The 23429-nt window shown below is 68.8% G+C and carries 21 protein-coding genes; 8 read left to right on the top strand and 13 right to left on the bottom strand.

Annotated elements, in window-relative coordinates:
- Window positions 1-98: 98 nt before the first annotated feature.
- The 7 genes from XAN126_RS0100845 to ahcY form a co-directional block, all read right to left on the bottom strand.
- Window positions 99-1022, bottom strand: a complete 924-nt coding sequence (locus tag XAN126_RS0100845; RefSeq protein WP_024276705.1) for a sugar phosphate isomerase/epimerase family protein — start codon at window positions 1020-1022, stop codon at window positions 99-101.
- Window positions 1023-1187: 165 nt separating this feature from the next.
- The gene (locus XAN126_RS0100840) at window positions 1188-1940 is read right to left on the bottom strand and encodes a glutamine amidotransferase (RefSeq protein ID WP_024276704.1); all 753 of its coding nucleotides are present in this window, start codon (window positions 1938-1940) and stop codon (window positions 1188-1190) included.
- Window positions 1941-1951: 11 nt separating this feature from the next.
- Window positions 1952-2428, bottom strand: a complete 477-nt coding sequence (locus XAN126_RS0100835) for a TerB family tellurite resistance protein (RefSeq protein WP_024276703.1) — start codon at window positions 2426-2428, stop codon at window positions 1952-1954.
- A gap of 128 nt (window positions 2429-2556) precedes the next feature.
- Window positions 2557-2961, bottom strand: a complete 405-nt coding sequence (locus tag XAN126_RS0100830; protein WP_024276702.1) for a DUF1398 family protein — start codon at window positions 2959-2961, stop codon at window positions 2557-2559.
- Window positions 2962-3123: 162 nt separating this feature from the next.
- On the bottom strand, window positions 3124-4167 hold the full coding sequence (locus XAN126_RS0100825) for a lysylphosphatidylglycerol synthase domain-containing protein (protein WP_029876540.1): 1044 nt from the start codon (window positions 4165-4167) through the stop codon (window positions 3124-3126).
- Between the two features lie 184 nt (window positions 4168-4351).
- Window positions 4352-6238, bottom strand: coding sequence for a KUP/HAK/KT family potassium transporter (locus tag XAN126_RS0100820; protein WP_024276701.1), 1887 nt, complete (start codon window positions 6236-6238; stop codon window positions 4352-4354).
- 481 nt (window positions 6239-6719) lie between these two features.
- Complete coding sequence (gene ahcY / locus XAN126_RS0100815) at window positions 6720-8117, bottom strand: adenosylhomocysteinase (protein WP_024276700.1); 1398 nt, start codon at window positions 8115-8117, stop codon at window positions 6720-6722.
- 566 nt (window positions 8118-8683) lie between these two features.
- Here ahcY and XAN126_RS0100810 point away from each other — a divergent pair.
- Window positions 8684-9271, top strand: coding sequence for a CarD family transcriptional regulator (locus XAN126_RS0100810; protein ID WP_024276699.1), 588 nt, complete (start codon window positions 8684-8686; stop codon window positions 9269-9271).
- Window positions 9272-9828: 557 nt separating this feature from the next.
- Here XAN126_RS0100810 and XAN126_RS0100805 read toward each other — a convergent pair.
- Both XAN126_RS0100805 and XAN126_RS0100800 read right to left on the bottom strand, forming a co-directional pair.
- Window positions 9829-10701: a glutaminyl-peptide cyclotransferase gene (locus tag XAN126_RS0100805; RefSeq protein ID WP_024276698.1), complete on the bottom strand. Its 873-nt coding sequence runs from the start codon at window positions 10699-10701 to the stop codon at window positions 9829-9831.
- 72 nt (window positions 10702-10773) lie between these two features.
- Complete coding sequence (locus tag XAN126_RS0100800) at window positions 10774-12381, bottom strand: gamma-glutamyltransferase (protein ID WP_024276697.1); 1608 nt, start codon at window positions 12379-12381, stop codon at window positions 10774-10776.
- 184 nt (window positions 12382-12565) lie between these two features.
- Between XAN126_RS0100800 and XAN126_RS0100795 the strand changes: the two genes are divergently transcribed.
- On the top strand, window positions 12566-12802 hold the full coding sequence (locus XAN126_RS0100795) for a hypothetical protein (RefSeq protein WP_024276696.1): 237 nt from the start codon (window positions 12566-12568) through the stop codon (window positions 12800-12802).
- Window positions 12803-12808: 6 nt separating this feature from the next.
- On the opposite strand, the gene XAN126_RS0100790 is transcribed toward XAN126_RS0100795, so the two are convergent.
- Complete coding sequence (locus tag XAN126_RS0100790) at window positions 12809-13360, bottom strand: nitroreductase (RefSeq protein ID WP_029876538.1); 552 nt, start codon at window positions 13358-13360, stop codon at window positions 12809-12811.
- 605 nt (window positions 13361-13965) lie between these two features.
- Here XAN126_RS0100790 and XAN126_RS29215 point away from each other — a divergent pair.
- The 3 genes from XAN126_RS29215 (at window position 13966) to XAN126_RS0100775 (ending at window position 16800) form a co-directional block, all read left to right on the top strand.
- A complete protein-coding gene (locus XAN126_RS29215; protein ID WP_029876537.1) occupies window positions 13966-14670 on the top strand; it encodes a cold-shock protein in 705 nt (234 codons plus the stop codon).
- Window positions 14671-14723: 53 nt separating this feature from the next.
- Window positions 14724-15017: a hypothetical protein gene (locus tag XAN126_RS0100780; RefSeq protein WP_245272188.1), complete on the top strand. Its 294-nt coding sequence runs from the start codon at window positions 14724-14726 to the stop codon at window positions 15015-15017.
- A gap of 136 nt (window positions 15018-15153) precedes the next feature.
- Window positions 15154-16800 carry an AMP-binding protein gene (locus XAN126_RS0100775; RefSeq protein ID WP_024276693.1) on the top strand — a complete coding sequence of 549 codons (1647 nt, stop codon included), beginning with the start codon at window positions 15154-15156 and terminating at the stop codon, window positions 16798-16800.
- A gap of 6 nt (window positions 16801-16806) precedes the next feature.
- Here XAN126_RS0100775 and XAN126_RS0100770 read toward each other — a convergent pair whose 3' ends face one another.
- Together XAN126_RS0100770 and XAN126_RS0100765 are read right to left on the bottom strand one after the other, a co-directional pair.
- Complete coding sequence (locus XAN126_RS0100770; RefSeq protein WP_024276692.1) at window positions 16807-17574, bottom strand: aldolase/citrate lyase family protein; 768 nt, start codon at window positions 17572-17574, stop codon at window positions 16807-16809.
- 36 nt (window positions 17575-17610) lie between these two features.
- The gene (locus tag XAN126_RS0100765) at window positions 17611-18708 is read right to left on the bottom strand and encodes an FAD-dependent oxidoreductase (protein WP_024276691.1); all 1098 of its coding nucleotides are present in this window, start codon (window positions 18706-18708) and stop codon (window positions 17611-17613) included.
- A 174-nt stretch (window positions 18709-18882) separates the two neighbouring features.
- On the opposite strand from XAN126_RS0100765, the gene XAN126_RS0100760 reads away from it, so the two are divergent.
- From XAN126_RS0100760 to XAN126_RS0100750, 3 genes are read left to right on the top strand one after another with little or no spacing between them, the layout of a single operon-like run.
- Window positions 18883-20070, top strand: coding sequence for a pyridoxal phosphate-dependent aminotransferase (locus tag XAN126_RS0100760; RefSeq protein WP_024276690.1), 1188 nt, complete (start codon window positions 18883-18885; stop codon window positions 20068-20070).
- 3 nt (window positions 20071-20073) lie between these two features.
- Complete coding sequence (locus XAN126_RS26730; protein WP_024276689.1) at window positions 20074-20772, top strand: lysozyme inhibitor LprI family protein; 699 nt, start codon at window positions 20074-20076, stop codon at window positions 20770-20772.
- 57 nt (window positions 20773-20829) lie between these two features.
- Window positions 20830-21774, top strand: a complete 945-nt coding sequence (locus XAN126_RS0100750) for a sugar kinase (protein ID WP_024276688.1) — start codon at window positions 20830-20832, stop codon at window positions 21772-21774.
- Between the two features lie 57 nt (window positions 21775-21831).
- Here XAN126_RS0100750 and XAN126_RS0100745 read toward each other — a convergent pair whose 3' ends face one another.
- The gene (locus XAN126_RS0100745; RefSeq protein ID WP_024276687.1) at window positions 21832-23331 is read right to left on the bottom strand and encodes a phosphomannomutase/phosphoglucomutase; all 1500 of its coding nucleotides are present in this window, start codon (window positions 23329-23331) and stop codon (window positions 21832-21834) included.
- Window positions 23332-23429 lie beyond the last annotated feature (98 nt).

Below are 23429 nucleotides of genomic sequence, written 5' to 3'. Positions count from 1 at the left end.
GAGGGGAGCACCGGCGCGATAAAAAAGACACGTCGAATCAAAGGCATGAATGTGCGGTGCGGCATTGGCGATCCACCGCCCGCCGCACTGCACGCGTCTCAGGCCGGGGCGTCGGCGTGGCTGGCGAAGCTGTCGGCGAGGGCGCGCAGGCGCACGATCTGGTCAGGCAGCTCGCGCCAGTAGCGGCGGTTCAGCTCCAGATTCATGATGGTACCGGCCGGGAAGGCGCAGCGGCGGGCGACGAGGTCCCAGTCGATGCCGCCCCAGCCGAGGGGCAGATGCAGGTCGCCCTCGCCAAGGCCGGCCCGCTCGGCATCGTCGATGGCCCAGCTTTCCTGAGGCCTGCCAAAGCTTTCGTGGACATGGACATGACGGGCATAGGGGGCCAGAGCGGCGATTTCGGCGGCGAAATCCACCCGGGCGTCGGTGGACCGCAGGAGGGCGTGGCTCACGTCCAGGGTGGCGCGGACGTGGGGATGGTCGATGGCGTCCAGCTCTCCGGCGAGGCGCGAGGGCAGCGCCGTCTCGCGCATGGTCTCATAGCGGAAGATGTTTTCCACGCAAAGGGTTACGCCTGCCACGCCGGCCTTGTCGCCGGCCTTGAGCAAGGCGTTGCGCTGCCGCTCATAGGCCATCGCCACATCATCGTCCCCCCGCACGCAGCCGGAGTGGAGGACGAGGTGGGGGGCGGAAAGTGAGCCGGCTATGGCGATCATGGCGTCCAGGAAGGCCTCGTGACGGGGAAGGCGCTCCTTCGGGGACATGAGATTGATGGCGAGCGGCCCGTGCACGGTGTAGCCGAAAGGGCGGTCGCGGGTGGCGGCGACGAGACGATCGAGGCGGTCCTGCAGCACCCTTCCGTCCACCACTAGCGTCCAGGCGAAGGCGGGAAGCTCAACGAAATCAACGCCCAACCGCTCAGCCTCATCGAGCGCGGCGGGCAGGTCGTCGAAGTCCGGCGACGTGGTTCGGATGGAATATCCGATGCCCCGGATGGCGGGAAAAGGCGTGCGCGCGTCCATGGGCGATGCTCCCTCGGGGATTTTTCGCCTCAGGCTAGCGAAGAGAAATGAGACGCCTGTGACAGCCGGCCGGCTGATCGAACTGTACAGAAGAATCGGCGGGGTTCAGCATCGATTCAGGTGGGGTATCGGTGCCATAAGGCACCGTCAGTCCCGAACACCCCCTCAGATACCACCATCCTCGTCGAGCGCGATCGCGCGCCCGTCCTCTTCCTCCGTGGCGAAGATGGTGGCGAGGAAGGCATCGAGCCAGCTCACCACCGCGCCGTCGTGGAGCGCCCATCCGGCGAGATGGGCCTCCCCCGGCTGGGCGCCCTTCCGGCTGAAGCGGTGGGCGCCGCGCTCGATCCAGGTCACCATCATCTCCCGCGTCACCTCGGGATGGAACTGGACGCCATAAGCGGCCCCCGCCCGGAAGGCCTGGTTGGGGAAGACGGTGCCGGTGGCGAGCAGCTCGGCACCGGCGGGCACGTCGAAGCCCTCGGTGTGCCAGTGATAGACATGGCCAGGCCACGGCATCAGCGCGGCGCCGGCCGCTGTGGCGCGGAGCGGGTAATAGCCCATCTCGCAGATGCCCTCGGCGTGGGGCGCCACCTGTCCGCCCAGCGCGCGGGCGAGGATCTGCGCGCCGAGGCAGATGCCGAGGGTGGGGAGGTCCGCGGCCAGCGCCCGCTCCATCAGCCGGGTCTCGGCGCGGATGAAGTCGCTGTCGTCATTGGCGCTCATGGGGCCGCCGAAGACGAGGAGGCCGGCGTGGTTCGCGAAGGTGTCCGGCAGGGGATCGCCCAGCGCCGGACGGCGCACGTCCAGCGCGAACCCGCGCGCCTTCAGGCGCTCGCCCACGCGGCCGGGCGTGGAGCGCTCCTGATGGAGCACCACCAGCAGGGTGGGCGGGTCGTCTTCCGGTGCGGTGGCCACGACGCGCCCCCTCAGGCCGGCGTGTCGCCGCCTTCGGTCTCCTCGCGCACCTCGCGGCGGATGCGGATGCGGTCGCGGGAGCCGACGTTCAGAAGCTCGGCGGCGCGCCAGACGAGATTGTCCTCGAACTCGGAGAGGCCGCCGTCCGCATAGGCCACCTCGAACATCATCTCGACGATGCGCAGGCGCCCTTCCTCGTCCAGCGCCCGGTTGAGCACGCTGGTGAAGGCGTAGAGGTCCACCGCCTCGGCGTCCTTGGCGATGGCCAGTTCCACCAGCTGCTCGGTCTCGGCCTCGTCGAGGGCGAAGCGGCCGGCGAGGATGGTCTTGAGCACCGCCCGCTCTTCCGGCGTCACCGCCCCATCGATGGACATGACATGCACCAGCAGCGCCGCGGCGGCGAGGCGATAGTCGGTCTCGTCGAAGGCGGCGGCCTCGCGGTGGCCTCCGGTGATGTCGGAGATGAAGTCGGAGAGGGTGCGGAACATGCCTCTGGGTCCTGGGGCTCGGGGCTTGGGGCTCGGGGCGGGGCTTGGGGCTCGGGCTCCTTTCGCCTGTGCCATGACGGCTGCGGCGGTGCAAGGGAGGAAGAAGGACCCGATCCGGAGGACGCCCCTCAAGTGCCCGGAAACAGCTCCACATGTGTCTCCGCGGTCCGGCCGAAATAGAGGGCGCGGCGGCCGGGGAAGGAGACGATGTAGCCGGCGCAGCCGGCCGCCGCCGCCGTCTCGCAGAAGCCGCGATAGGTGTAGCCCGGCACCTGCTGCTGCGCCTCGCGGATCGCGGCCTTGAGGCGAGCGGTGTCGAAGGCGGGCGCGATGGCCGTCGCGACACGGTGGGCCGGCAGCTCCAGGCTGTCGCCGTCGGGCAGATAATAGGTCGCGGTGGCGCGGCGCAGGTCCACCGCATAGCTCTCGAAGCCGGCGGCGATGAGCGCGCCCACGATCTTCGGGAAGATCATGGTGTCGCCCTCCGCGGCGGCAAGACAGGCGCGGGCAACGGCCTTCTGGTCGTCGGTCATGGCTTCGCCCCAAGGCTCATTCGAAGGGGTGGGCGGTCATGCCGCCGTGCCCGGCGACCTGCCGCAACAGGCACTCCGGCGTTTCCCGGTCCGCCGGCGTCGCGCCGGAGCCGTGTTCCGAGGAAACCTTATTCCGCGCGGAAGCCTTATTCCGCCGGGGTCTTATTCTGCCGGCGTTTTGGACGCCGCCGCGCGGGTCTTGGCCTCGGCCTTCTCGGCCGCCGCCTGCTCCTTGCCGGCGATGCGCAGGCTCAGCTCGCGGGCGCCGAGCAGGGTCAGGGCGAAGGCGAAGGGCACGATGTAATAGAACAGCCGGAACACCAGCAGCGCGCCCAGAAGCTCCGCCTTGTCGAACTGCGGCAGGGCGACGAGGAGCGCCGCATCGAACACCCCGAGCCCGCCCGGCGCGTGGCTGGCGAAGCCCAGCAGGGTGGCGGTGACGAAGATGACCGACAGGCTGATGGGGTCGATATAGGGCGACGCCGGCATCAGCATGTACATGGCGGCGGCGCACAGGCTGAGGTCGAGGATGCCGATGCCCACCTGCAGCAGCGTGGTGCGGCCGCGCGGCAGCGTGACGAACCAGGTGGAGCGGCCGATCGTGCGCGGCGCCAGCGACACCCAGGTGATGTAGGCCACCAGCGCGCTCAGGGCCGCGACGCCGATGAGCCGGTTGATGAAGGGCGGCAGCTGGTCCACGGCGGTGGCCGCCTCGGGGTGCAGCGTGATGCCGAGGCCGAGCACGGCGATGTTGCCGAGCCAGAAGGTGAGGCCGGCCACGAAGCAGATCTTCGCCACGTCGATGGCGCCGAGCCCCCAGGCCGAATAGATGCGGTAGCGCACCGAGCCGCCGGTGAAGACGGTGAAGCCCACATTGTGCCCCACCGAATAGGAGCAGAAGCCGCACAGCGCCGCGATGCGATAGGGCACGTGGTCCTTGCCGATGGTGCGCAGGGCGAACCAGTCATAGAAGGTGAGCGTCAGATAGGCACCGGCCACCAGGAAGAAGGCGATGGCGACGTCGCGCGGGTTCTTCTCGCGCAGGGCGTCGAGCACATCCGACCACTTGAGGTTGTGCAGAATCCGGTAGAGCACGGTCGCCGCGAAGGCGATCACGATCAGGCTCAGGATGAAGCCGAGGCCGTGCAGACCCACCCGCTCCTTGAAGAACGTCGATACTCTCACCGCCAGAGTGCGCGTACCCATATCGTCACCGTTCCCCCCGCCCGCGACGACCTCGGACGCCCCTGTTGTAGTTTGCTCCCCTGCCCTATGGGGAGCCTTTTTTTGCGGAGCATCGTTCGAAGCCAGGCCGTCTTGCGGTTCGTGATACACTGTAAGCCCTGCCTGAGGCTGGGATCGGACTGGCCGCCGGTGCCGGAGCGGATGCTCAGAGCTTCACCGGATAGCCGATCTCCACCGTCCGGGCGCGCGGCAGGCCGAACCGGTCCACCGAACGCTCGGCATTGCGCGCGAGGAACGCGAAGACGTGGGCGACCACGTCCCTCAGCTTGATGACCTCGTCAGGCGGGATGATCCGCTCGTGGCCGATCACGTAGATCGCCGCGTCCGGATCGATACCCCGCGCGCTCAGCGCCGGACCCAGCACAGACGGCACGTCGATCTGCTGCATGTAGCCGAAGCGCAGATCGACCCGCACGAACCCCTCATTGAGGGTGGTCACCTTGACCCGGTCTTCCACCGACACCCTGGGGCGGGCGGCGATCCAGACCGAGACGATAACCGCCTTCTCGAACCGGACCTTCAGCAGGTCTGCCATACGGGAAAGCGCCACGGGCGTCATCGCACCTGCACGAGACAGAAAGATGGCAGTGCGCGGCGCCTCCACATCGTTCACCCGGTCCTTGCGGGCGACGAAATTGTCCAGCGGCTCGGTAAAGCGCACCTGCTGGGCCACCACCGCCTCGAGGCCGCGGCGCCAGCTGACCATCACGAAGATGATGACCGCCGCGATGGAGAGCGGCAGCCAGCCGCCGTCGTGGATCTTGGTCATGTTGGCGGAGGCGAAGGCGAAGTCCACCGTCAGCAGGCCCGCCGCCATCGCCCACACCGCGAAGGAGGGCCAGCCCCACGCCCGCTTCACTTGGGCGATGAACAGGATGGAGGTCGTCACCATGGCGAACGCCACCGCGATGCCGTAGGCCGACGCCAGCCGGTCGGACGCCTCGAAGCCCAGCACCACGGCGATGCAGGCGATCATCAGCAGCCAGTTCAGCCGGCCCACATAGATGTGCTGCTCGTTGTGCTCGGAGGTGTAGCGGATGCGCATGGGCGGCAGATAGCCCAGCTCGATGGCCTGCTTCGCAAGCGAGAACACGCCGGTGATGATGGATTGCGAGGCGATCACCGTCGCCGCCGTCGCGAGGAACAGCAGCGGAATGTCGAACATGTCGGGGCAGAGGTCGTAGAAGGGATTGCGGACCGCGCTCGGGTCCACCAGCAGGATGGCGCCCTGCCCGAAATAGTTGAGCAGCAGCGCCGGCATGGCCACGAACAGCCAGGCCCGCGCGATCACCGGCCGGCCAAAATGCCCGAGGTCCGCATAAAGCGCCTCGCCGCCGGTCACCGCCAGGAAGCAGGCGCCGAGGATGACGCCGGCAAGGCCCGGGTGCTGGACCATCAGCATGATGCCGTGGCGCGGATCGAGGCCCGCGATCACCTGCGGCGCCTGGAGGATGCCGTAGATGCCGAGCGCCGCCAGCGAGCCGAACCACAGCAGCATCACCGGGCCGAAGAAGGAGGCGATGCGCTCGGTGCCGAGGCGCTGGGAGAAGAAGATGGCCGCGAGCACGAGGCAGGTGAGCGCCACCACCCAATGCTCCAGCTCCGGCGCGATGACCTGCAGGCCCTCGATGGCGGAGAGCACCGACATGGCCGGCGTGAGCACGCCGTCGCCGATGAGCATGGCGGCGCCGAGGAGGCCGGCTGCTAGCAGGTACCATCTGAGGCCGATGGCGCTGCGATGGAGATCGAGCAGCGTCACAAGGGCGAGGATGCCGCCTTCGCCGTCATTGTCCGCCCGCAGCACCAGCATCACGTATTTCACCGTGACGGAGAGGATGATGCTCCAGGTGATGAGGGAGAGCAGGCCGAGCACGTCGGCGCCGATGAAATTGGTGCCGCCCACCGCCAGCACGCCCTGCTTGAGGGCGTAGAGGGGGCTGGTGCCGATGTCGCCGAAGACGACGCCGAGGGCGCCGATCTCCGCAGCGAACGGCAGGGTGCGCGAACGGTCGCGGGAAAAGCTCGTGGACATGAAGGGCGGCTGCCTCTCAGCCGGGCGCGAACGTCAGGGGTGAGCGTGACGAACCGCGACCGGCGCTCCGGCCGGCGGGAGAATGCGCATCGCAACCGGATGCATCGCGCAGGAAGGCGCCTCGCGAGCGTCGCACGTAACCGTCCAAGGCCAAGCCCCCGCAACCAGCCCCCGCACATGCCCCGCTGCAGGTCTCCGCCCCGGTCGTCCCGAGGCCCGAACCCGCCCCCGCTCGGCGCCGGAAGCCTTCGCCCCGGAGCGCGGCATGCCCCGGATCGATCCGTTCCGACACCCCGCCGCATGGCGATCGCGGAACCGGCTTCCCGCGCGTTGCGGGTTCCCAACACCTATCCCCGTTCGCAGGTGAACACAATGCGGTGCCACACGGACCCCGCGCGCGGGGTCCAAACGCAGAACGCCGGCCCGAGGGCCGGCGTTCGCGAACATCAGGACAGACGCGGCGCGCCGCGCTCCGTCGCGCTCAGTAGCGGTAGTGCTCGGGCTTGAACGGGCCCTTCTGCGCCACGCCGATATAGGCCGACTGCTGGTCGGTGAGCTTGGTGAGCTTCACGCCGATCTTGTCGAGGTGCAGCGCCGCCACCTTCTCGTCCAGCGACTTCGGCAGGGTGTAGACCTTCTTGTCGTACTGACCGGGCTTGGTGAACAGCTCGATCTGCGCCAGCGTCTGGTTGGTGAACGACGCCGACATCACGAAGCTCGGATGGCCGGTGGCGTTGCCGAGGTTCACGAGGCGCCCCTCGGACAGGAGGATGATGCGCTTGCCGTCGGCGAACTCGACCTCGTCCACCTGCGGCTTCACATTGTGCCACTTCAGGTTCTTGAGGCCGGCGACCTGGATCTCGCTGTCGAAGTGGCCGATGTTGCAGACGATGGCGCGGTCCTTCATGGCCCGCATGTGGTCCACGGTGATCACGTCCAGATTGCCGGTGGCGGTCACGAAGATGTCGGCGCGCTTGGCGGCATCCTCCATGGTGGTGACTTCATAGCCTTCCATCGCCGCCTGCAGGGCGCAGATGGGATCCACCTCGGAGACCATCACGCGGCAGCCGGCATTGCGCAGCGAGGCGGCCGAGCCCTTGCCCACGTCGCCGAAGCCCGCGACCATGGCCACCTTGCCGGCCATCATCACGTCGGTGCCCCGGCGGATGCCGTCCACCAGCGATTCACGGCAGCCGTAGAGATTGTCGAACTTCGACTTGGTGACGCTGTCGTTCACGTTGATGGCGGGCCACAGCAGCGTGCCCTTCTTCTGCATCTCGTAGAGGCGATGCACGCCCGTGGTGGTCTCCTCCGTCACGCCCTGGATGTTCTTGGCGAGCTGCGAGTACCACCCGTGCTTGTGCTTCAGGCGGCGCTTGATGGCGGCGAAGAGGACTTCCTCCTCCTCGTTGGTGGCGCCGTCGAGGAAGGCGGTGTCGCCCTCTTCCGCGCGCTTGCCGAGGTGGACGAGCAGCGTCGCGTCGCCGCCATCGTCGAGGATCATGTTGGGGGTACCGCCGTCCGCCCATTCGAAGATGCGGTGGGTGTACTCCCAGTATTCCTCCAGCGTCTCGCCCTTGATGGCGAAGACGGGGATGCCGGCGGCGGCGATGGCGGCGGCGGCGTGGTCCTGGGTGGAGTAGATGTTGCACGAGGCCCAGCGCACGTCGGCGCCGAGCGCCTTCAGCGTCTCGATGAGCACGCCGGTCTGGATGGTCATGTGCAGCGAGCCGGCGATGCGGGCGCCCTTGAGCGGCTGCGAGGCACCGTATTCGGCGCGGGTGGCCATGAGGCCGGGCATCTCGATCTCGGCGATGTCCAGTTCCTTGCGGCCCCAGTCCGCGAGGTTGATGTCCTTCACCACGTAATCGTTGCTCATGGATCGCTCCGCTTGAGATCGGCTCGGGGCGGCACGGTCCGGGCCGCCGGTCATGCCGCGCCCTTTAGCATGGCGGGTCCGGACGGGCAATAAGGATATAAAGAAATGCTTATATGACCCTGTCACGACGCTGCGCAAAGCGGCGCCGCACAACGCCTCGCAAGTCGGCGCCCAGCAGACCTCCAGTCGTGCCCCAAGTCGCCGCCTGCCGCCGGCCAAGGTAAGGTTGGCGACACACGCGCTTTGATTCCGACAAAAAATGTGATATACGTGACTTTACAGTCGATTGCTTCCACATCCAGCCACATCGCGTCCGCAATGTGTTCGCGCATATTCCAGGGCGCATTCTCGGGAACAAAGGGGCGAGAATAGGTGCCGGCCGTCTTCCTGCGGCGCGGCGCAAAGGCTGTCTGTGTATCGTCTGGCAGAGCGGGGTGGCGGGCGTTCCGGCCGCGACCCATATCCGCAGCTGAAGGTGCGCGCCGTTGCCGGGACCGGACCGGCCGGCCGGCGCACCAACAGGTTCGGCCCCGGTTTTCCAGGGCCGGATCAGGAGTGTCAAGAGCATGTCGGCAAAGAAGAACGCGCAGGCCCGTCTCGGCTTCAAGACGGGCGAGCACATTGTTTACCCGTCCCATGGTGTTGGCCGTATCATGGCCATCGAGGAACAGGAAGTCGCCGGTTTCAAGCTCGAACTCTTCGTGATCTCGTTTGAAAAGGACAAGATGACGCTGCGGGTGCCCCTCGCCAAGATCGCCAGCGTCGGCATGCGCAAGCTTTCCGAGACCAACATCGTCGAGAAGTCGCTCGAGACCCTGCAGGGCCGCGCCCGCGTCAAGCGCACCATGTGGAGCCGCCGCGCGCAGGAATACGAAGCGAAGATCAATTCCGGCGACCTCGTCGCCATCTCCGAGGTGGTGCGCGACCTCTACCGCTCCGAGGCCCAGCCCGAGCAGTCCTATTCCGAGCGCCAGCTCTACGAGGCCGCCCTTGACCGCATGGCCCGCGAGCTGTCGGCCGTGCAGAACATCACCGAGACCGAGGCGGTGAAGCTCATCGAGCAGAACCTCCTCAAGGGTCCGCGCCGCGGCGCCGCCAAGGTGGCCGAGGAAGCCGACATCGACCAGGACATGGAAGCCGAAGAGGCCGCCTGAGCGTCCAGCATCTGGCGTTCTGGGTCCAGTTTTACACGGCGAGCGACAGGAACCCGGCGTCAAGCCGGGTTCTTTTTTGGATGACGCACCCGGCGTCAAGCCGGGTTCTTTTTTGCCCGGGCGGGAGCGCCGCGGCGGCCGGATCAAGTTTTCGCGCGGCAGCCCCGCCGGGGTGTACGCGGCCTTCCGGCACGCTATGATGGCAGCGCTGAGCAGGCGGGGGCGCCGGCATGGAGACGTTTCATGCTCCCTCACGTCCGCGATCGGCAACATCCCAAACAAGATCAAGAAAGCCCCGCCGGGGTCCGGCGCGTCTGCACCTGCGGGCGCGGAGGCCGGGCTGCGCGCGCGGCACCGAGCAAGGAGGTCAACTTGACGCCAAGACCCAGCAGCGGCGCGATCTGCGTCGGGCTGTGACCCGTGCGGCGCGGCGGGGCTCCCCCGCCGGCGCGGCCGAAGCTCCCCGGCTGTCGTCTTCCCCGGACGGCAGCCGGATTCATGTCGGGGCCAAGTTGATGTCAGGGCCAGCTTGATGTCGGGGCCAGCTTGGCCCGGCCTCAGCGCGGTTCCAGCGCGATTTCCCACACATGGGGCCAGCACTTGCCCGTGACCAGCAGGTGGCCGGTGGCGGGATCGAAGGCGATGCCATTCAGCACATAGGGATAGACCAGCTTCGCCGGATCGGGATTGAGGCCCGACAGGTCGATCCAGCCGAGCATCTTGCCGTCCGCCGGATCGATGATGGCGATGAAATGGCTCTGCCAGACATTGGCGTAGAGCTTGCCGTCCGCATATTCCAGCTCGTTGAGGAAGCCCAGCGGCGCCACTGCATCGGAGACGAAGATGGTGCGCACCCGCTCGAAGGTGGCGGGATCGCGGAAGACGATGGAGGACGAGCCGTTGCTGGTGATGAGGTGGGTGCCGTTATGGGTCATCCCCCACCCCTGCTCGGTGTAGCGGAAGGCGCCGATCCGCTCGAACGTCTTGCGGTCGTAGACGTAGGCGTGGTTGTCCAGATAGGTGAGCTGGTAGATGCGCTCGCCCATCACCGTCACGCCTTCGCCGAAGACGTTGGGGTCCAGCGCCCGCTCGCGCAGCACCTGCCCGCTCTTGAGATCCCACGCGATCAGCCGCGAGCGGCCGTAGAGGCCGGTGCCTTCATAGATGGTGCCGCCCTCCAGCACGAAACCCTCCGTATAGGAGGAGGTGTCGTGCGGATGCACCTTCACCACCCGGTAGCGGTAGACGGGGATGGCGCTCTGCCCCAGCACCCGCTCGGAGGTGAGCTGGACGGGGCCGTGGGTGGGCGGCTCGCCGGTGTATGACTGCTCCCCCGCCGCACGGGCAGGGCCGGCGGCCAGCGCCGCGAGGCCGAGCCCGGCCATGCCCTTTATGACAGACCGCCGTCCGATCACGCCCTGCCCGGTCATTGGCGCCGCCCCCCCGTGTTGGTGTTGGCGGCATGGTCGGCGCGCGCCGCGCCGGGCGTCAAGCTCAAGCCGTCAGACGCCCGCCGCCCCGCCATCCGCGCGCGGATCGTGGGCGCCTTCGAGCTGTCCGCTGGGGTGGATCACCACCCCGCCGGCATGGCCCATGGTGTCGGAGTAAGCTTCCGGCAGCACCACCAGCTCGTGCCCCACCGACAGGAGGCGATCCACGAGATTGCCGTCGAAGCGGGATTCGAGCTTCAGATTGGTCTCCTGGTCGCCCCAGGTGCGGCCCAAGAGCCAGCGCGGCCGGGCGATGGCCTCGCCCAGCGGCACGCCGAACAGCGCGTGGCGGGTGAACACCGCCGCCTGCGTCTGCGGCTGCCCCTCTCCACCCATGGTGCCGTAGGCGAGGATGCGCCCGTCGGCGAGTTCGGCGAGGGCGGGGTTGAGGGTGTGGAAGGGGCGACGGCCCGGCAGCAAGGGGTTGAGCGCCTTCAGGTCGAGCACGAAGCTGCAACCGCGGTTCTGCATCAGCACGCCGGTGGACGGCAGCACGCAGCCCGAGCCGAACTCGAAATAGATGGACTGGATGTAGGACACCGCCAGCCCCGAGGCGTCGGCCGTGCCCATCCAGATGGTATCGCCGGGCTTCGCCTCGTGCGGCCAGGCCAGCGCCCGCCCCATGTCGATCTTCGCTGCCCGCTGCGCCAGCGCCTTGGGATCGAGGAAGGCGGCGGGATCGTGCGTCAGGTGCTCGGGATCGCACACCACCTGCTGGCGTACCAGAAACGCGCGCTTGGTGGCTTCCACCAGCCCATGGATGTGCTCGAACGTCTCCGCCCGCGCCACCTTCAGCTGGTCGAACAGGCCGAGGATGAGGAGGGAGGCGAGGCCTTGCGTCGGCGGCGGGGCGTTGAACAGGCGGGCGCGACCGATCTTCATCTCCAGCGGCGGGCGCTCGCGGGCGCTATAGCGTTCAAGATCGGCGCGGGTGACGGGGCTGCCGATGCGCTCCAGGTCCGACGCCATCTCGCGGCCCACGTCACCGCGATAGAAATCGGCGAGGCCGGCGGCGGCGAGGTGGTCCAGCGTGTCGGCGAGGCGCGGCTGGCGCTGCAGCGATCCCTCCTCCGGCACTTCGCCGCCGGGCAGGAACACCTCGGCGAAGCCCGGGGCATTCTCCAGTTCCGCCCGCTTCTCGCGGGTGAGCCGCGTCTGGGAGCGGGTCACCGGCACGCCCTCGCGGGCGAAGCGGATGGCCGGCTCCAGCAGCCGGCGCAGGGTCATCCGCCCGCCATGGCCGCGCGCCGCATCCAGCGCCAGCGCCCAGCCGCCCACCGCGCCGGGCACGGTGACGGCGGCGTTCGGGCCGCGGGTGGGAATCGTCTCGAAGCCGAGGTCGTGGTAGCGGGCGATGGTGGCGAGGCTGCCGGCGAAGCCGCACGCCTCTATATAGCGCACCCGCCCGGACGGCTCGCGGATGAGCCAGAAGCCGTCGCCGCCCACATGGTTCATGTGCGGATAGACCACGGCGATGGCCGCCGCCGCCGCGATCATGGCCTCGACGGCGTTGCCGCCCTCGGCCAGCACCTCCTGCCCCGCCGCGGCGGCCAGGTGATGGGGCGCGGCAACGATGCCGCGGGCGGCGTGGGTGCTTTCATACTCTTCAGCGGCCAGCATGAGGCTCCTCGGGGGCAGGACGGGAGGGAGGACAGGCGTGCGGACGGGATCGGCGGACTTGACCCGGCGCCGCGCCCAGCGCAGTTTCCGCCCCTTATAGAGCAGCGGCCGGCGAAAGACTCCAGCGTCCGACGCCCGCCGCGCGGTTTGGCGTGATCGCGCCGGACGGTATCGGGAGACTGGAATGGCGGGTTTGGGCAAGACGGGGGGCGGCAGCCTGTTCACCGTGGTGAGCGCCACGACGTTGGTTGCCACCCAGGCCATTGCCACCGCCATCGCCGCCGGCTGGGCCCTGGCCGGCCTGATGCACCTCGGCGACATCGGCGAATACGCCCTGATGGCGCTGTTCAGCCTCGCCGCCCTCTATATCTCGGTGAAGTACTTCCGCCGCGCCCATGCGGTGGAGATGTCGCTGAGCTGAGCCGCCTCACGGCTGCCAGCGCGTCACCACGTCTGGGAGCGCCGGGCGCGGGCGGTCGTCCGGGCGCGTCGCTGGCCGGCCGATATGGATGAAGCCGGCCACCTTCTCCCCCGCCCCGACCCCCAGCAGCGCCGCCGCCGCAGGGTCACGCCCCGGCCATTTCAGCAGCCACAGCGCGGAAAAGCCCAGCGCCGTCGCCGCCACCACCAGATTCATCGCGGCCGCCCCGGCGGAGAGAATCTGGTTCAGCTCGGGGATCTTGGCGGCCGGGTCCGCCCGGCTCACCACCACCACGGTCACCGGCGCCCGCATCAGATAGTCCCGCCACATGCGCGCCTTCTCCGGCGCGAGGCCCGGATTCTGCGCGGCATAGAGCGCATCGAGCCGCGCCCCGGCCGCTTCGCGCGCCTCCCCCTCGATGACGATGAAGCGCCACGGCACCAGCCGGCCATGGTCCGGCACCCGCGCGGCGATGGCGAGCATGCGGTCCAGCTCCTGCGGCGTCGGGCCGGGGTCCAGCAGCGCCCGCAGCGGCAGGGAGCGGCGTGTCTCCAGCATATCCAGCGTCCCGGGGAAGACCGGCACATCCGCCAGCGGCGTCTGGTAGGCCACCGCCGCGCCATGGCCGTGCGGGGGCGATGCGGCCTCACGGCCGGGGGATCGGGATTCGGCGGCTTCGGCCATGGCGGCCTCCTGAAGGGCAGGCGCGGGAACGGCCAATGGGGCGCCCACTTGAGTACCCATGAATAGATGCACCGCCGCAAAATAGAACGAGGTACAATCAAACTAGAAGTCTTCGCGTCGCCGCCGGACCCGCCCATCACCTGCCGAACGGGCGGGTTCGGCCGGACGGGACCCCCGCGCGAGATGCTGCGCAACAATCTCGCCGCGCCGTCGCCCAACATTCATGTACCAAAGCGGGAGAGATGTGTTAGTCTGGATGTTGGTCGGAGCCGTGCGCCCGAGTGCGTGGGCATGTTTTCCGACCTGTCATATAGGCTGCGAGGCGAGACGCGGGTGGCTGGAACAGGCGTTGTGCGAAGGCGGAATTTAATACGCCCGAAGCGTGCAAGTTAAAGTGTGGCACGAAGAAACGCATCATTGTCCGGCAGTGGTGGATGGCCCTAAGCCAAAATTGGCGACTGACCTCAACGGAAATACACATGAGCCGTAACCGAGACTTCCGAGAGCCGCGCCGCCGTGGCTTTGATGACGACTTTGCGCCGCCGCGTGACCGCGGCTTCGGAGGGGATCGTCCTTTTTCCTCGCCCAGCAGCAGCTTCAGCGCCCCCGCCCCCTCCGGCCCGACCATCGACGCCACGGTGAAGTGGTTCAACCCTGAGAAGGGTTTCGGCTTCGTCGAGCTGTCCGACGGTTCGGGTGACGTGTTCCTGCACGCCCGCGCCCTCGAGGCCGCCGGCCAGGAAAGCGTGCCCCCCGGCTCCAAGCTGTCGGTGCGCGTCGGCCAGGGCCAGAAGGGCCGTCAGGTCACTGAAGTGCTCGAAGTCGATACCTCGACCGCGGAAGCCGCTCCGGCCCGCCGCAGCTTCGGCGACCGTGCCGGCGGCGGTGGTTTCGGCGGTGGCGGTGGCGGTGGCGGCGGCTTCGGCGGCGCCCCCCGCGCGGGTGGTGGCCCCCGTGCCGCGACCGGCCCCACCGAGGAGCGCGTGGGCACCGTGAAATGGTACAACCCCGAGAAGGGCTTCGGCTTCATCGCGGTTGAGGGCGGCGGCAAGGACGTGTTCGTGCACGTCACCGTCATCTCCCGTTCTGGCCTCAGCGACCTCGCCGAGGGCCAGCGCGTGGTGGTGCAGGTGGGTCAGGGCCCCAAGGGTCCCGAAGCCCGCGGCATTGAGCTCGCCGACTGATCTCGCAGATCCCTTTGCCGCCGGCCGGTTCTTCCGGGCGGCGGTGAAGAGCAATGCAACCAGCGGTGCCGGGCGCAAGCGCGGCGCCGTTTCCGTTTTTGCAGTTTCCGTTCCGCAGGCGCAGCCTGGGAGCGATGCCGGAGTTCAATACCACCATGGCGCAACAGGCCGAGGCTGACCTCGCAAGCCTTCTCGATCGCCTCAAGGCGGCCCAGCGCGAGCTGGTCCTCACCGCAGCCAAGGGCTCCACCCTTCCCTCCGATGGTATGCTGCGCAAGATTTCCGAGCTGGAAGGGGCCATCGCGGCCACCGAAGCCCTCATGCAGGAAGAAGGCGTACGGCGCTGAGCCGTCCGGCCGCCGGTCCCTGAGCCTCCCCGAATCCGCTGCGAGTTGCCCCGGCTAACGGCCGGGTGGACCTCGGCCGCGCGAGCCTGTAGCGTGCACCGCAACAAAAGGGCGGGGCGGAAAGGCACGGGTCGGGATGCTGGCGCACAGCACGGGCGCATCGGGATCAGGCGCAGTTTCCAGCGAATACGAGCGTTCCAGCGCCTATGAGCGCCGGCGCCGCGCTTTCCTCTGGATGGTGCCGGAGCGCTACAATATGGCGGTGCACGCCTGCGACGCGATCGCGGCGCAGCATCCGGACCGTCCCGCGCTCTTCCTGCCCTCGGGCGACGGCTTCTCCCCGGTCTCCTACGGCGCGCTGGCGCGGCTCTCCAACCGTCTGGCCCATGCGCTCGTCGCCTCCGGCATCCGGCCCGGCGACCGGGTGGCCATTCTGCTCCCCCAGTCGCTGGACGTGCTCGTCACCCATCTCGCGGTCTACAAGATGGGCGCCATCGCGGTGCCGCTGGCCGGCGCGTTCGGCGTGGATGCCATTGCCTACCGCCTGCTGGATTCCGGCGCCCGCGCCCTCGTCACCGACGATGCCGGCCTCGCCAAGCTGCTTGCGCGGCCCGAGGCGCTCGATCTCGTGGTCAATGTGGACGGCGCGCGCGACGGCGCCGTCGGCTTCTCCGCGCTGGTGGAGGCGGCCTCCGACCGGCCGCTTCCCATCGCCTCCGGCCCGGACGATCCGGCGCTGATGATCTACACCTCCGGCACCACCGGCCAGCCCAAGGGCGCGCTGCACGGCCACCGGGTGCTGTTCGCCCATGTGAGCGGTGTCACCTTCACCCATGAGGGCATCGGGCAGGCGGGCGACCGCATGTGGACGCCCTCCGACTGGGCCTGGGCCGGCGGGCTCCTGAATACTGTGCTGCCGGCGCTGGCGCTGGGCGTGCCTGTGGTGGCGCAGCCGCGCGGCAAGTTCGATCCCGAAGCCGCCTTCGCCTTGATGAAGCGCGCCGAAGTGCGCAACGTCTTCATCCCGCCCACCGCGCTGCGCATGATGCGGCAGGTGCAGAACCCGCGCGAAAAATTCGGCTTCGCGCTGCGCACGGTGGGCTCGGCCGGCGAGGCTTTGGGCGCCGAGACGTTCGACTGGGGCCGGGAGGCCCTCGGCGTGCCGGTGAACGAATTCTACGGCCAGACCGAATGCAACTACGTCATCGGCTCCTCGGCCGCGCTGGGCGTGGCCAAGGCCGGCGCCACCGGCAAGGCGGTACCCGGCCATGAGGTGGCGGTGCTGGGCGAGGACGGGCGCATCCTGCCGCCGGGCCAGATGGGCCAGATCGCCGTGCGCACGCCCGACCCGGTGATGTTCCTGAATTACTGGAACCGCCCCGAGGCCACCGCCGACAAGGTGAAGGACGGCTGGCTGCTCACCGGCGATCTCGCGACGCGGGACGAGGAGGGCTATTTCCACTTCCTCGGCCGCGACGACGACGTCATCACCTCGGCCGGCTACCGCATCGGCCCGGCGGAGATTGAGGACGTGCTGCTGAAGCACCCCGCCGTCGCCATGGCCGCCGCCGTGGGCAAGAAGGACCCGCTGCGCACGGAGATCGTCAAGGCGGTCATCGTGCCCATGCCCGGCGTGGAGCCCACGCCGGAGCTGGAGGCGGAGATTCGCGACTTCGTGCGCACGCGCCTCGCGGCCTACGAATATCCCCGCGAGATCCAGTTCGTGGACGAGCTGCCACTCACCACCACCGGCAAGGTCATCCGCCGGATGCTGCGCGAGTAAAGGCCGTCAGACTTTGTATTGCTTCGCCAGCGCATCGGCGCTGCGGGCGAACAGGGCCGCATCCACGCCCACGGCGGTGAACACCGATCCGGCCGCCATGTAGCGGCGGGCGAGCGCCTCATCGCCCACCACCAGCACGCCGCCGCGATTGCCGGCGGCGGTGATGCGCTTGAGCCCGTCCTCGATGGCCTCCACCACCCGGGGATGGGTGGGCTGGTGCAGGAGGCCCATGGAGGCGGAGAGGTCGCCGGGGCCGATGAAGATGCCGTCCACGCCCGGCACGGCGGCGATCTCCTCCACCTTCTCCAGCGCTTCCATGGTCTCCACCTGCACCAGCACGCACATCTCGTCGGCATAGCGGGTGAAGTAATCACTGACGCGGCCGAAGCGGGTGGCGCGGGAGGCCACGGCATAGCCGCGGATGCCGTCCGGCGGATAGCGCGTCGCCGCCACCGCCGCGCGCGCCTCCTCGGCGTCCTGCACCATGGGGATGAGGAAGCTCTGGGTACCGATGTCCAGGAAGCGCTTCAGCGTCACCGCATCGTTCCACGGCACCCGCACCACCGGCTGGGTGCCGTAGCCCACCATGGACTGGAGCTGGTTAAAGACGTTGGGCAGCTCGTTGGGCGCGTGCTCGGTGTCCAGCACCAGCCAGTCGAAGCCCGCGCCGGCGAGGATCTCCGAGACATAATTGGAGGGCACGGCGCACCACAGCCCGATCTGCTGGGTGCCGGCATGGAGCGCGCGCTTGAACGGGTTCTCGGGCAGTTGCATGGGGTTTCCTTCGGGGGATTTTATTGGTGAGAAGCCTCACTCCGGGCGCAGCATAGCCGGCACGTCCTCGCCCAGCACCATGCCGGCGAGCATCTCGCCCAAAGCCGGGGCGAACTTGAAGAGGTGGCCGCCAGCGAAGAAGTCCACCGCGCCGCGCCTGACCACCTCGAGGCGCTCGGATTCCCACGGCGCGCCGTCGTCGGGATGCTCCAGCGAGGTGGAGACGCAGCTCTCGATGGTGAAGCGCGCGGTGTCGAGGCCGGGCAGCGTTTCGGCCGCCAGCGCCAGCGTGTGCTCGATCACCTGGTCGGGATGGCCACCGCCGCTGCGGTCGGCGTCGCTGGGCTCCAGCCCCACGGCGAACAGGCCGTCATGCAGCGCCGGCAGGCCGTAGGTGTAGAGCACGCCGTGGCGGTGGTCGCTCTTGTCGCGGAAGGAGACCATGGGCCGCGCCGCGAGATCGCCGGTGATGGGGAAGAGCAGGCGCTGGTGCACGCTGTAGACCTGCGGCACCTTCACGCCCATGGCGCCGGAGAGCACGGGCGTCTGCATTCCCGCCGCCACCAGCACGCGCCGCGCGCGCCAGATGGCGCTGCGGGTGGAAACCAGCACATGCCCGGCGCGCTGGGTGAGGCCCAGCACCGGCGTGTGCTCGTGGAGCGCATCACCGAGCGTGGAGGCGAGCCAGTCGATGCTGTCGCGGGCACGGATGGTGCCGGCCTCCTCCTCCAGGATCACCGGCTTCGCCCAGGGCCGATGCACCGGCAGAAGCTCCTCCTGCTCGGCGGCGGAGACGAAGCGGACCTTCAAATCGAGCCCGGCGAGGCGCTTCAGCTCCGCCTCGGCCTCGGACACGATGAGGAAGGAGCCGGTGCGCTCGATGAGGGGGCGGCCGGCCACCTCCTCCCAGCGCGCCCAGCCGGTGCTGGCCTTGCGGGCGAGCCAGAGCATGCGCCGATCGTTATAGGCCGCGCGCATGATGCGCGAGCCGCCGGCCGACTGGGCACCGCCCGCCGCACCCGCATCGAAGCAGCGCACGGAGATGCCGAGGCGCTTGAGCGTGTGGGCCACCGAGAGACCGACGATGGCGATCTCGGTATCCTCGAATGGCGGGCGGGCGGTCGATGCGGGCATGGGGGCTCCTCGCGATTCGGCACTCGGCCCCCTCGTAACATGCTGACCACGGCCACGCTTTGCGCGCTGCAGCAGGTTTTCCCCCACTCCCCACCCCGCACCTTCGGTGCTATCCAAGGCGTCCTTTTTGAAAGCGGCGCACGAGACGCCGCGCGCCCCGAGGAGCTGCCGGCCATGCTCACCACCAATCCCGCCTTCGACCGCATCGGCGAGGAGAACGCCTTCGCCGTCCTCGCCCGCGCCACGGCGCTCCAGGCGGAGGGGCGCTCCATCCTCAACCTCGGCATCGGCCAGCCCGACTTCCAGACGCCGGCCCACATCGTCGAGGCGGCGGTGAAGGCGCTGCGCGACGGCCAGCACGGCTATACCCCCTCGGTCGGCATCCTGCCGCTGCGCGAGGCGGTGGCCGGCGATCTCAACCGCCGCTACGGCGTCGAGGTGGACCCGAACCTCGTGATGATCGTGCCCGGCGGCAAGGTGACCATGTATGCGGCCATCCGCCTGTTCGGCGAGCCCGGCGCGGAGATCCTCTATCCCGACCCCGGCTTTCCCATCTATCGCTCCATGATCGAGCACACCGGCGCGACGCCCATCCCGGTGCCGATCCGCGAGGAGAACGACTTCGCCTTCTCGGCCGAGGAGACGCTTGCCCTCATCACACCGCGCACGCGGCTCCTCATCATCAATTCGCCCGCCAACCCCACCGGTGGCGTCACCCCCGCCGCCGAGATCGACAAATTGGTGAAGGGCCTCGCCGCCCATCCCCACGTCGCGCTCATGTCGGACGAGATCTACGACCGCTTCCTGTTCGACGGGGAGGAGCACCGCACGCTCCTCGCCTATCCCGAGATCCGCGACCGGCTGATCCTGCTCAACGGCTGGTCGAAGACCTATGCCATGACCGGCTGGCGCCTCGGCTATTCCATCTGGCCGAAAAGCCTCTACGACCAGGTGCGCAAGCTGGCGGTAAACTGCTGGTCCTGCGTCAACGCCGCGACACAGTATGCCGGTATCGCCGCGCTCGAAGGCCCGCAGGATGCGGTGTTCGCCATGACCGCCGAGTTCGACGCCCGCCGCCGCATGGTGGTGGAGGGGCTGAACGCGCTGCCCGGTGTCACCTGCGCGACGCCCAAGGGCGCCTTCTACGCCTTCCCCAACATCACCGGCACCGGCTGGACCTCGGCCAAGAAGCTGGCGTCGGCCCTGCTGGAGGACGCGGGCGTGGCGGTGATCGGCGGGCCGGATTTCGGCGTCCATGGCGAGGGCTACCTGCGCCTCTCCTATGCCACCTCGCGGGAAAACATCACCGCCGCGCTCGGCCGCATGGGCGATTTCCTCTCCGCCAACCGCAAGGTGGCCTGAGGCGTGGGGGCGGCGCGGCGGTGGACGGGCCGGCGGGCGTTTCTCGCCCTCGCCCTCGTGCTGCTGGCCTTCTCGCCCGTGCTGCTGGTGCTGACGCGCCCGCCGCCGGACGGTCCTGCCCCCATGGTCGCCCCCGCTCTGCCGGAGCCCACGCCGGAGCCGGCCGTTCCCGCCGATGCGGACCTGGCGTTGGGCTCGTCACAGGCGCGGACCCTGCCGCCCCGCGCGGCCGGCAGCGATGCGGCAACGCCGGAGCGCTGGAAGGTGGTCGTCGCCTGCCCGCGCGAGAAGGTGTCCGGGGGGCAGTACAATCGCTGCCTCTATGACGTGACCCGCACCTCCGAGCAGGCGCTGGAAGCGGAGCTGGCCAACGCCTTCACCGTCATCGAGGCGCGCACCGACCTGCAGGGCACCCAGCGCGCCCGCTGGAAGACCCAGCTCGACGAGGCGCAGTCGCGCTTCCTCCTGTTCCGCAATCTTGACTGCCAGGGCGTCGCGCCGTTTGAGGGGCCGCGCGGCATCGGCAATTTCGAGCAGCGCTCGCTTTGCCTCATCGCCGCCAATCGCGGCCGCGCCGCCGATCTGCGCGCCCGCTACGGCACGCCCCAGCCCGAGGGCGCCGACACCGCCAAGCCCGGCCCCACTGGCCCGGCGCCGCGCGACGGCACCTGGACCCACCCGGTGCCGCCGCCGGTGGATTGAGCCTTTCCCTATGATAGGGTCCGGCGCCCGGCGCAGGGCACGATAACGGAGGCACCCGTGGCGAAAGTGGTCTGTGTGGGCGAGGTGATGGTGGAACTCGCCCGCGGCTCCGACGGGCGCTTCGGCCTCGCCTTCGGTGGCGACACCTTCAACACCGCCGTCTATCTCGCCCGGGCCGGCGTGGACGTGGCCTATGCCACGGCGCTCGGCGACGATGCCTTCTCCGGCGACATCCTCGCCCTCGGCGCGGCGGAGGGCGTGGACATGGGCCTGATCCCGCGCGTCAGCGGCAAGGTGCCCGGCCTCTATCTCATCACCACGGACGACGCCGGCGAGCGCAGCTTCCATTACTGGCGCGACACCTCCCCCGCCCGGTCCCTGTTCGAGGCGGACGGCTGGCAGGAGGTGGCGGCGGCGCTGGTGGGAGCGGGCGCGGTCTATTATTCCGGCATCACCCTGTCGCTCTATTCCAACCAGGGGCTCGGCCGCTTCCTCGCCGCGCTGGAAATGGCGGGCGGGGTCGGCGACAGCCGCAGCGGTCCGCCGGCGTGGCGCATCTTCGACGGCAATTTCCGCCCGCGCGGCTGGGGCGGCGATCTCTCCCGCGCCCGCACCGTGTTCGCCGAGGCGCTGAAGCGCTCCAGCATGGCGCTGCCCACCTTCGAGGACGAGGCGGCCCTGTGGGGCGATGCCTCCCCCGCTGCCACCATCGAGCGCATCACCACCTACGGGGTGAGCGAAGTGGTGGTGAAGAACGGGGCCGGCGGCGCGCTGGTCCATGCCGAGGGGCGCACCGTGGAGGTGCCGGTGGAGCGCACCGTCTCCCCCCTCGACACCACGGGGGCCGGCGACAGCTTCAACGCCGGCTATCTCGCCGCCCGCATCGCCGGCGCGACGCCCGAAGCCGCCGCCCAGGCCGGCCACCGCCTCGCCGCCGAAGTCATCATGCACCGCGGCGCCATCATCCCCCGCGCCGCGCAGGAGGGCGCGACGGCGCACTGAGGCCGGAAAAGCAGTTGAAGCCCTCCGGTTGCACCGGAGGGCTTCAACCCCATCGCCTCAGATCGTCTGGTTGTATTCGCCGATGCCGGGGTGCTGGCGCAGCACGCCGTCGATCTCCTTGAACATCTCGCGCATGCGGGCTTCGGAGACCGGGCTTTCCACCACCACCACCAGCTCGGGCTTGTTGGAGGAGGCGCGCAGCAGGCCCCAGGAGCCGTCCTCGCAGGTGACGCGCACGCCGTTCACCGTCACGAGGTCGCGGATCTTCTGGCCAGTGACGGTCGCGCCTTCGGCCGCCAGCTTCTCGTAATGCTCCACCACCTTGGCGACGACGCCATACTTCACCTCGTCGGCGCAGTGGGGGGACATGGTAGGCGAGGACCAGGTCTTGGGCAGCGCCTCGCGCAGCTCGCTGAGCTTCTTGCCGGGGTTGCGGTCCAGCATGTCGAGCACGGCGATGGCGGAGACGAGGCCGTCGTCATAGCCGCGGCCCACGGGCTTGTTGAAGAAGTAGTGGCCGGACTTCTCGAAGCCCACCAGCGCGCCGGTCTCGTTCACCCGGCGCTTCATGTAGGAATGGCCGGTCTTCCAGTAGTCCGCCTTCACGCCGAGCTTGATGAGCTCGGGGTCGGTGGCGAACAGGCCGGTGGACTTCACGTCCACCACGAAGGTGGAGTTGGGGTAGAGCTTGGCGAGGTCGCGGGCGAGCAGGACGCCCACCTTGTCGGCGAAGATCTCCTCGCCGGTATTGTCCACCACGCCGCAGCGGTCGCCGTCGCCATCGAAGCCGAGGGCCACGTCCGCCTTGTGCTCCAGCACCGCGTCCCGCATGGCATGGAGCATCTCCATGTCCTCGGGGTTGGGATTGTACTTGGGGAAGGTGTGGTCCAGCTCGGTATCGAGCGGCACCACCTCGACGCCCAGCGCCTCCAGGATCTTCGGGGCGAAGGCGCCGGCCGTGCCGTTGCCGCAGGCCACCACCGCCTTGATGGGGTGCTTCAGCTTCGGCCGGTTGGTGAGATCCTTGATGTAGACCTCGGGGAAGTTCTCGACGAACACGTAGGCGCCGCCGCCCTTGAGGTCGAACTTCGCGCCGAGGACGATCTCCTTGAGCTTCGTCATCTCGTCCGGGCCGAAGGTCAGCGGGCGGTTCACGCCCATCTTCACGCCGGTCCAGCCATTGTCGTTGTGCGAAGCGGTAACCATGGCCACCGCAGGCACGTCGAGGGCGAACTGGGCGAAATAGGCCATGGGCGACATGGCAAGGCCGATGTCGTGAACCTTGATGCCCGCCGCCATGAGGCCGGAGACCAGCGCCAGCTTGATGGAGGAGGAATAGGAGCGGAAGTCGTGGCCGGTGACGATCTCCGGCTTCACGCCCATCTCGTGCATCAGCGTGCCCAGACCCATGCCCAGAGCCTGCACGCCCATCAGGTTGATTTCCTTCTGGAACAACCAGCGGGCGTCATACTCCCGGAAGCCGGTCGGCTTCACCATGGGCTCGGACTCGTAGGCGTAGGTATTGGGCGTCAGGACCGGCTTCGGCGTCGGGAACATGGGCACAATTCCTCCGCAGCACGCAAAATTTAGCGGTCGCGAGATAGCACGGATTCGTGACCGAACGAACGGCTGCGCTTGGGATTAGTTCCCCCCGC

The organism is Xanthobacter sp. 126, from assembly GCF_000526175.1.
Classification (GTDB): Bacteria; Pseudomonadota; Alphaproteobacteria; order Rhizobiales; family Xanthobacteraceae; genus Xanthobacter; species Xanthobacter aminoxidans.
This window is presented reverse-complemented; position numbering and strand designations above follow the sequence as displayed.

Coding starts and splice junctions, on each gene's coding strand:
- XAN126_RS0100845 (WP_024276705.1), bottom strand. CDS start 1,022: ATGGACGCGCGCACGCCTTTTCCCGCCATCCGGGGCATCGGATATTCC.
- XAN126_RS0100835 (WP_024276703.1), bottom strand. CDS start 2,428: ATGTTCCGCACCCTCTCCGACTTCATCTCCGACATCACCGGAGGCCAC.
- XAN126_RS0100830 (WP_024276702.1), bottom strand. CDS start 2,961: ATGACCGACGACCAGAAGGCCGTTGCCCGCGCCTGTCTTGCCGCCGCG.
- XAN126_RS0100825 (WP_029876540.1), bottom strand. CDS start 4,167: ATGGGTACGCGCACTCTGGCGGTGAGAGTATCGACGTTCTTCAAGGAG.
- XAN126_RS0100820 (WP_024276701.1), bottom strand. CDS start 6,238: ATGTCCACGAGCTTTTCCCGCGACCGTTCGCGCACCCTGCCGTTCGCT.
- ahcY (WP_024276700.1), bottom strand. CDS start 8,117: ATGAGCAACGATTACGTGGTGAAGGACATCAACCTCGCGGACTGGGGC.
- XAN126_RS0100810 (WP_024276699.1), top strand. CDS start 8,684: ATGTCGGCAAAGAAGAACGCGCAGGCCCGTCTCGGCTTCAAGACGGGC.
- XAN126_RS0100805 (WP_024276698.1), bottom strand. CDS start 10,701: ATGACCGGGCAGGGCGTGATCGGACGGCGGTCTGTCATAAAGGGCATG.
- XAN126_RS0100800 (WP_024276697.1), bottom strand. CDS start 12,381: ATGCTGGCCGCTGAAGAGTATGAAAGCACCCACGCCGCCCGCGGCATC.
- XAN126_RS0100795 (WP_024276696.1), top strand. CDS start 12,566: ATGGCGGGTTTGGGCAAGACGGGGGGCGGCAGCCTGTTCACCGTGGTG.
- XAN126_RS0100790 (WP_029876538.1), bottom strand. CDS start 13,360: ATGCTGGAGACACGCCGCTCCCTGCCGCTGCGGGCGCTGCTGGACCCC.
- XAN126_RS29215 (WP_029876537.1), top strand. CDS start 13,966: ATGAGCCGTAACCGAGACTTCCGAGAGCCGCGCCGCCGTGGCTTTGAT.
- XAN126_RS0100780 (WP_245272188.1), top strand. CDS start 14,724: ATGCAACCAGCGGTGCCGGGCGCAAGCGCGGCGCCGTTTCCGTTTTTG.
- XAN126_RS0100775 (WP_024276693.1), top strand. CDS start 15,154: ATGCTGGCGCACAGCACGGGCGCATCGGGATCAGGCGCAGTTTCCAGC.
- XAN126_RS0100770 (WP_024276692.1), bottom strand. CDS start 17,574: ATGCAACTGCCCGAGAACCCGTTCAAGCGCGCGCTCCATGCCGGCACC.
- XAN126_RS0100765 (WP_024276691.1), bottom strand. CDS start 18,708: ATGCCCGCATCGACCGCCCGCCCGCCATTCGAGGATACCGAGATCGCC.
- XAN126_RS0100760 (WP_024276690.1), top strand. CDS start 18,883: ATGCTCACCACCAATCCCGCCTTCGACCGCATCGGCGAGGAGAACGCC.
- XAN126_RS0100745 (WP_024276687.1), bottom strand. CDS start 23,331: ATGTTCCCGACGCCGAAGCCGGTCCTGACGCCCAATACCTACGCCTAC.